Raw genomic sequence first — 7,088 nt, forward strand, 5'->3', positions numbered from 1 at the left:
CGTTTTATTGATTAGGGTCGCTTGTGCTTTATTTGGATAGATACGAAATTTATATGCTTTATTGATCATCATTCGTTTCACCCCCATTTCGATATGTGTCTATTATAAAACAAACGTATATTCGATAGGTAGTGAAATAACCGTTTACGTATGTCGAACAATTAAGGTGGCTTCCTGCTATCCCTTGTCCGAAGCCAATTCATCTCCCACCTACTCACTTCGCGTTCCTTGAGGAAGGAGTCTTCTTGGCTAAAATGATAAATTGGGTATGCATGTTCTCGCTCGGAACGATTACCACTATTTAATCCTATTCCATCTTCCATTCCTTCCTGTACTTTCACAATATCCACCACCATAAAATAAGATTATAAAATAAACACATTAAACTAGAATTTATAAGAATAGTTTATAATTCTAATATGTATTAAAAAAGAGGATATTAGCTCTTATACTGAACTAACTATCCTCTAATAAACATAGTTCAGTTAACGTACGATTTTCTTTTTTTGATATGGTGAGGCCAAATACTGTAGATACACTAATCTCCAATTCCCCTAGAGATGGGCAGTGAGTGAAAACTTACTGCTCTTTTTGTTTATCTGAATAAAATTCTAGGTCCCGGTCATGCTATAGATAGGCTGGTGAATAGCCGTAATCCATTTTTACAGTAGCCAAACTCTTCCTCCCCATTCCTTGGGCCGAGCAGTTAGCTTTTGGGCCGATTGGCACTGGAATTACAGGTGTTACTGAGCCTACTGAAAATACCGGGAATAGTCCTCTTTTTTTAGCTGCTCCTGTTCTTCCACAACCAGGCCCAATTGATCTTCCAAAAAATACGAATAGTATACCGATTATGGAATTCCTAATCATCGAAGCTGCAGCAAACTCCAGTTTTCAAGTATCAAAATATCTACCCAACTGACGTAACTCTTGACCAGTCGGGCATACCTTGTATTCATTGATACTGAAACATTCGTTTGCTGAACGATTAAAATAACACCGTCAGCATTTCTGCTCTATGATATCGCCAATTTCGTATGTAATTTGGATGCGTTCTACTTTCGTTTCACTCATTAACCAAATTATTTCACATACACTATTCACTATCAGTTCCATTTTTCTCTTCACCCATTGAATAATTTTTCCAAATCAATACATACTACTTCCAAGCCGCTTAATCCACGGCTGGTACTTCTTTCTTTTGTTACAGTAGTAAGCAGGTAGGTTCTTCACTTATCTGCTTTCTCTGTATATTTTTTTAGAAATCGAAAACACTACCTACAAGCTGTTTGACCTAGCAGCTTCACTCTTCTTGTAATGGGACAGCGATTTATCACAATCGACTAACTCATTCTCATACAAAAAGCAGACAACCAAAATTGTTGTCTGCTTTTTGTATGAGAATTTTCATTTTACATATACTACTTTTGAGCCTTTTTACCAATGCAAGCCATTTTGGTGTTTTGAATTCCGACTAAGCTTCCTTGTTGCATAGATTATTACATCTTTAACAACATTGGTTATAAGCGCGTTTTCTGGCTATTCGTAGTTCTAATCCAGAATAATTTTCCTCCTATAAAGGACAGCAGATACGACTGCTTGTCCTTTTTTACTTTTATTGCATATTTTCCTTTTTGATAGCTTCGAACAACGTTGTTCACACTACAACCCTTTTATAATTCCGCAAACCTTTGTAGCCAAGCCTCCCAACGCTCTGTATTCGAAGCTTCTTGTCGTTTAGCCACCTCACAATCACACCCCTTTGTTTCAATTACACCAGAGTAAATTTCTTTACGGATAATATTTGTGTTATTGCATTTAGGGAACATATCATTCACTCCCTCTCACGATAATCTTCGCCTTCTACAGCGATTAAGTAATGTTTACTCATCCCAAACAATCGGCTCTTTTCTGGATAACCAATCTTTTCAGGTAACGTTTCATCATCTTTATCGTTTTTCGACAGAAGACTCCTTCCTCAAAAATGTGAAGGTGTGAAACACCAATTTAATTGAAATGTTAAAATTATTTCTGCATTTCCAAGACAAGGTCGATAATTCAATTTTTGAAGGAGAAAATAATATGGATTACAAATTTGAATTACTTAGTACAGGTAGTTTAGTTATTAGATTACCAAAGAAATTCGATATTTTAGAAGCTTTTTTAAATGTAGAGGTATCTGAATTCGGTGATTGGATAGCAGAAACTGTAGATAAAGTTTTAAACGAAAAAAGTGATCATGAAAAAATAAGTGCGAATATTTTTGGAGCAAATGTTCGAAAAGATAAAACTTTTATATTTAATAAGTATGATAAAGATGAAATCCCTCTTGAAATAGAAACTATTACATTACGAAATCTAATAGATATTTGGTTAAATGAGCACACGAAATTGACAACCGAAAAAAATAACAAGTAAATAATGTTACATACAGCACGAAAAAGACTGCCCGTAATAGGCGACCTTTTTCGTTAAATTAACACACATTCACAAACGTATTACTAGCCGAAATATAGAACACTTGCCAATGACTATTATGTACTATATTGATATGAACCATTTACACTTATCTCCACATCAATTATAAATCCTAATCCTGCATCAACAGAACCAGCAACAACACACTTACCTACAAAGGGACTCCACAGTAATTTCTCCTATTATATATATAAATCATGCTTAGTTAAATTGATTTGATTTTATAAGGAGCCAAAAACCTCTAAATATTTATTTTATAATCACATAATTAATCCTAATATAACTAAAGTTTGATATAATGATACGGTTATTAATAGCAATTAGGGGGATATACAGCATGAACTATACAAATATGCCAAAAAGAATAGGAATGGTTAAGCGGACTCCATTCGCTTCGATACCGAAGAAATTCATCGGTATTGGTAAGATTGTTAAAAAGCAGACAAAAGTGGAGCGCCCTACATTAACCCAAGACGAACAAGAACGTATTGAAAACATGTTATTATGTTCATATCTTTCTGAAGAGAAGAAATTGATTACTTATTATAGAGATGGTCATTTGCTTACTAGATATATGACTATAACTGACATAAATCCGATAAAAAATTTAATAACTTGTACTGATGCATCTTATAACAGAATTTTTCTTAAATTTATGGATATAATTGATTTAAGATAAAAAACATACTGTTTATAAAGTTTGATTAAAAATCTCTTACAAATCCACATTCTATGTTACACAAAAAGACTCCATTTTGAAAAAAATTTGATCAAAATAGAGTCTTTCTTTGTGACTGGATGTTCAATTTTTATAAAAAGGTTTGATCAAAACACATTTAGAATTCTTTAATTGAAAAAATATAGCATCGCATCTTTCTTGTAAACATCGTGATTTTATTTCATATCCATATCTTAAGTTGATGGGCATGTATGGTGCTTCCTATATGTAGTTTTAAATACAAAATTAACAATTTGCGCTCAAATTGAACTTACAAAAAAAAGCTGCTTCATCAGCAGCTTTCTCCCTATCTATTATATTTTCTCTAATTCACTACCAAGAAACTTCGCAATCTCTAGCATACCGTATTTTCCAACAACTGCTTCAGCGTCAGCATTGTAGTTTGTGTTTGTATTAATGTCATAGGTGAAAATTTCACCATCGGCATTTCGAATAAACTCAATGCCCGCGATGGCAATATCATTTGCAGCCAAAACAGCCTCATATTTTTGAATAATTGGGTCATCAAAGCCCTCAATAATTTGAAACTTCGGTTTTTCCGGGGCTTTCTCTCCAACAGGACAGAACAAATCGCCAATTTGACAAGCATCAGCTGGGCACAATTCAAAGCCTTTGGACGTATCGACTTGAACTGCATATACAAATTTCCCGCCTACAAACTCACAACGTGTAATGTAGGGCTCAGGAGATTGAATGTATTCTTGAATTAATGTAATACCATCTACTGGCTCTTCAAATGCTGCACTTTCTACGTATTCTTGTAAAGAAGCAACAGACTGAAACAGTTGAACACCTAGTCCTTTTCCAGCACGGTTATGCTTCGTAATGAATAGACGTCCTTCAAATTGCGTTGCCGCTTCTATAATATGATCCTTACCAACAGCTGCAATTGTCTTAGGTGTCCGGATTCCTTCTGCATTCAGTGCCATATATTGCGCGACTTTACTTACTTCAAGCTGCAATGCTCTGCTTCCGTTGAACACTTTTCGGTTATGCCTCTCTAACCAAGCAAGGACAGCACCCGTAAACTCTGGTGCAAAACGGTGATTTCTTGTGTGAGAAGAAGCGCTCATACGGTTATAAAATACGCCCTGCGGCGGAACAGACGAAAGATCAACATTCCCTTTGTCCAAATGCCATTCTTCATAAGGAAGATTGAGTTCTTCTAATCTTCTCGTTAGATGTCTTGTCCACTCTGTGTTTTCATGAATAACGTGAATCTTCTTCAAGGGAATACCTTCTTTCTAAAATATGATTATATTCATTATACTATTTTTAGTAGTCTGCAAAATACTAATTTTACAATAATTTAATCATAATACAAGAAAAAATGAAACACCATCCTTACTCTGATTCACTCAGGGCTTCTACATACACGGCATGGAATAAATACATTCTTCTAAATGATTTGTATAAAAAAGTGCTCCATTGAGAAAAGATGGCGTACTTTTTTATTTTACTTGATCCGAGAAGGTGTAATATGCTCTAGCCATAATTTCAGATTTAAAATGAGAGAAGAATGATTCAATGCAAGCATTGTCATGGCAGTTTCCTTTGCGGGAATGGCTGCCGATGGCGCCTAGCTGTTGAAGCATACGATAATAAGCAGGAGATGTATATTGGAATCCTTGATCTGAGTGGATGATGGTTCCATACACATCTCTTTTTTGTGTTGCTAAATCTAATGTTTTTAGAACAAGTTGTAAATCATTGCGATGTGAGAGTTTCCAAGCAACGATTTCATTATTGTAAAGGTCTTGAACGACCGATAAATAGAGAAATTTATCTTTGAATGGCAAATAAGTGATATCTGTGACAAGTACCTCATTTTGTTTGCGGTTTTGGAATTGTCGTTCTACTACATTTGGGAAAATCTTCGAGGATTTTCCTTTGAAAAAGCGTCGCTTTTTACGGATAATCGATTGAATGTGAAGCTCTCGCATAAGTCTATATACTTTTTTTGTGGTTCACGAAAAATCCAGCCTCTCGTAAGGCGATTGTCATGCGAGGATAACCATATTCCTTGCGTTTTATGTGAATTGCTTGAATCTGTTCATGCAATGTATTATCCTTTGAAAGGCGTAATTTCCTATGACTACATGTTGAACGCCACTTATAGTAGCTAGAGCGATTTAACTGTGCAATGACGACCAGCCAGGTTACTTTGTACCGAGAACGTAGTTCTTCAATAATCTCGTACTTAGCCGTTTGAGCAAGAACACCTCCTATAGATTTGGATACTGCTTTTTTAAGTAAGCCACTTGCGCCTTGTAGTATTCCAATTCTTCTTCCATACTATCGAACTTCTTACGAGGACGACCTTTTAAGAGGTTTTCAAGCCGTTATTACCACCATTTTGCCCCCGCAAGTCTGAAATATCACCTGTTTTTTGATATTTCCGGACCCAATTCATTAACTGTGTTCTACTTCTAAGCTCATATTTTTTCGCTATAGCTGATTGGCTACCCTCACCATTTAAATAACTTTTTACAACTTGTATCTTTAATTTATCTGAATAAGTTTGAAATTTATCCCCTTTTTTAACCATAATAAAATCCCCTCCAAGTAAAAGTGTAACATCCATGTGTATTCATGGTCTTTTTACACTGTCTACCCTAAGGGGATAACATCAAAAGTTTGTTATCCCTATTAAGTAGAAACTTGCTATATAGAATAATTTTTTTATATGATAAAGTGGGCTTATGCTTAAATGAAAAAAGGAGAGTGACCCAGATGACAAACCAAAATGAAACGAACGCTTTACCGCCAAAAACATGTACGATTGAACGTCTCATCACGATTCAGGAGGACATTGAAAAAGTGCTTGCAGGACAGAAAACGGCTACTCGCCGCAACGGGAGATATGCGGATGTCGGGGAAGTGATGGAGCTTCAAGGTCACCGGTATGTTGTGGAGAAGGTCTATTCGCAGTCACTTGGCGAATTGACTGATGAGCATGCCCGTCAAGAAGGCTATGCGAATGTAGAGGAATATAAGCAATCTATCCTGTCTCTTCACCCTGGCATGCCGTGGCTGCCAAATATGAGAGTTTGGGTTCATGAGTTCCGTCTCATCGAAGGTTAATGTGATATAAGGATGGACATGTTATATCGACTGCTTCTGTATATACATATTTTTAGTGTAATCTTATCCATCGGCCCGTTTTTTGTATTGCTTCCGCTCATCAAAAAAATGCGGGCTACAGAGGCCCGAACACAGCAGGCTTACCTGGATGTATTCCGATTTTCGGTCAGGCTGGCCAAGCATGCCGGGCATGTGCTGGTTGCATCCGGGGTTCTGCTTGTACTGGCGGGCCCTTGGACTTGGAAGACCCCTTGGATTGTGATGACCCTTATTCTCATGGCGAGTTCAATATTTTTCCTGGCCCGCGCCTTTTCTCCGACCATTCGGAAATTCAGCGAAACGGGCCAAGACAAGAACGCCTTGATTCAATTGTTGCAGCGTTCTGTTTGGATTTACATTGTTCTTTTAATGGCGATGTTATGGTTCATGGTGACAAAGCCTGTGCTGTGGCAGGGGTGATAGATCTAGGGCGAATAGCGGCTTGCCGTTTGAATTCGCCAGGCGGCATGGAACAAGGTGTAGGTGTTAAAAAAAGTTTGATCAAAAACTTGTGTGACGTATTGTTTTTTCAGCAAAAAACAAGAGCTAAATTTTGAAAAAAGTCTGATCAAAATTTAGCTCTTTGGCATTTTACCCACATTCATTTTTTAAAAAAAGTTTGATCATTTTATTTAATATATCTTTTTTGTCCCGTAGTTGAACTACCCCCACTTTCACTTCGTTTAGAAGAGGGGGATTCCTAAGTAAAGAGTTCTATCGAACTCTAATTTATTAGGCTATCTCCACA

General features: G+C 36.5%; 11 protein-coding genes and 3 pseudogenes. 4 read left to right on the forward strand and 10 right to left on the reverse strand.

Features of this window, described 5'->3' with window-relative positions:
• From MR065_RS26475 to MR065_RS27860, 5 genes and pseudogenes are all read right to left on the reverse strand, one after another.
• Positions 1-72 (reverse strand): helix-turn-helix domain-containing protein (locus MR065_RS26475; RefSeq protein WP_170956714.1); only part of this gene is annotated, 72 nt, incomplete at its 3' end.
• Between the two features lie 89 nt (positions 73-161).
• The gene (locus MR065_RS26480) at positions 162-341 is read right to left on the reverse strand and encodes a hypothetical protein (RefSeq protein WP_242215667.1); all 180 of its coding nucleotides are present in this window, start codon (positions 339-341) and stop codon (positions 162-164) included.
• A 286-nt stretch (positions 342-627) separates the two neighbouring features.
• Complete coding sequence (locus MR065_RS26485; protein ID WP_242215668.1) at positions 628-870, reverse strand: hypothetical protein; 243 nt, start codon at positions 868-870, stop codon at positions 628-630.
• 803 nt (positions 871-1,673) lie between these two features.
• On the reverse strand, positions 1,674-1,829 hold the full coding sequence (locus MR065_RS26490; protein WP_242215669.1) for a hypothetical protein: 156 nt from the start codon (positions 1,827-1,829) through the stop codon (positions 1,674-1,676).
• 5 nt (positions 1,830-1,834) lie between these two features.
• Positions 1,835-1,951: pseudogene (locus MR065_RS27860) on the reverse strand (ATP-binding protein); the annotation flags it as partial.
• 131 nt (positions 1,952-2,082) lie between these two features.
• On the opposite strand from MR065_RS27860, the gene MR065_RS26495 reads away from it, so the two are divergent.
• Complete coding sequence (locus tag MR065_RS26495; RefSeq protein WP_242215670.1) at positions 2,083-2,418, forward strand: hypothetical protein; 336 nt, start codon at positions 2,083-2,085, stop codon at positions 2,416-2,418.
• Between the two features lie 58 nt (positions 2,419-2,476).
• Here the strand turns inward: MR065_RS26495 and MR065_RS27650 are convergent.
• Positions 2,477-2,618: pseudogene (locus tag MR065_RS27650) on the reverse strand (N-acetylmuramoyl-L-alanine amidase); the annotation flags it as partial.
• A gap of 197 nt (positions 2,619-2,815) precedes the next feature.
• Between MR065_RS27650 and MR065_RS26500 the strand changes: the two are divergent.
• Entirely contained in the window at positions 2,816-3,157 is a 342-nt protein-coding gene (locus MR065_RS26500; RefSeq protein ID WP_242215671.1) for a YolD-like family protein, read from the forward strand.
• A gap of 353 nt (positions 3,158-3,510) precedes the next feature.
• Here the strand turns inward: MR065_RS26500 and MR065_RS26505 are convergent, their stop codons facing one another.
• The 4 genes and pseudogenes from MR065_RS26505 to MR065_RS26515 form a co-directional block, all read right to left on the reverse strand.
• Positions 3,511-4,446, reverse strand: a complete 936-nt coding sequence (locus MR065_RS26505) for an ATP-grasp domain-containing protein (RefSeq protein WP_242215672.1) — start codon at positions 4,444-4,446, stop codon at positions 3,511-3,513.
• A gap of 222 nt (positions 4,447-4,668) precedes the next feature.
• Positions 4,669-5,166 (reverse strand): annotated as a pseudogene (locus tag MR065_RS26510) (IS3 family transposase); the annotation flags it as partial.
• The gene (locus MR065_RS27865) at positions 5,165-5,278 is read right to left on the reverse strand and encodes an IS3 family transposase (protein WP_215582847.1); all 114 of its coding nucleotides are present in this window, start codon (positions 5,276-5,278) and stop codon (positions 5,165-5,167) included. The pseudogene MR065_RS26510 and the gene MR065_RS27865, both read right to left, overlap by 2 nt.
• Before the next feature lie 262 nt (positions 5,279-5,540).
• Positions 5,541-5,765, reverse strand: a complete 225-nt coding sequence (locus tag MR065_RS26515; RefSeq protein WP_242215674.1) for a transposase — start codon at positions 5,763-5,765, stop codon at positions 5,541-5,543.
• A gap of 185 nt (positions 5,766-5,950) precedes the next feature.
• On the opposite strand from MR065_RS26515, the gene MR065_RS26520 reads away from it, so the two are divergent.
• A complete protein-coding gene (locus MR065_RS26520; protein WP_071734882.1) occupies positions 5,951-6,301 on the forward strand; it encodes an ASCH domain-containing protein in 351 nt (116 codons plus the stop codon).
• Positions 6,302-6,319: 18 nt separating this feature from the next.
• The gene (locus tag MR065_RS26525) at positions 6,320-6,760 is read left to right on the forward strand and encodes a DUF2269 family protein (RefSeq protein WP_242215675.1); all 441 of its coding nucleotides are present in this window, start codon (positions 6,320-6,322) and stop codon (positions 6,758-6,760) included.
• Positions 6,761-7,088 lie beyond the last annotated feature (328 nt).

Origin of the sequence: Bacillus cereus group sp. BfR-BA-01383 (assembly GCF_022663495.1) — a bacterium.
Classification (GTDB): domain Bacteria; phylum Bacillota; class Bacilli; order Bacillales; family Bacillaceae_G; genus Bacillus_A; species Bacillus_A cereus_AU.

Coding starts and splice junctions, on each gene's coding strand:
- MR065_RS26525 (WP_242215675.1), top strand. CDS start 6,320: ATGTTATATCGACTGCTTCTGTATATACATATTTTTAGTGTAATCTTA.
- MR065_RS26495 (WP_242215670.1), top strand. CDS start 2,083: ATGGATTACAAATTTGAATTACTTAGTACAGGTAGTTTAGTTATTAGA.
- MR065_RS26520 (WP_071734882.1), top strand. CDS start 5,951: ATGACAAACCAAAATGAAACGAACGCTTTACCGCCAAAAACATGTACG.
- MR065_RS26515 (WP_242215674.1), bottom strand. CDS start 5,765: ATGGTTAAAAAAGGGGATAAATTTCAAACTTATTCAGATAAATTAAAG.
- MR065_RS26485 (WP_242215668.1), bottom strand. CDS start 870: ATGATTAGGAATTCCATAATCGGTATACTATTCGTATTTTTTGGAAGA.
- MR065_RS26500 (WP_242215671.1), top strand. CDS start 2,816: ATGAACTATACAAATATGCCAAAAAGAATAGGAATGGTTAAGCGGACT.
- MR065_RS26490 (WP_242215669.1), bottom strand. CDS start 1,829: ATGTTCCCTAAATGCAATAACACAAATATTATCCGTAAAGAAATTTAC.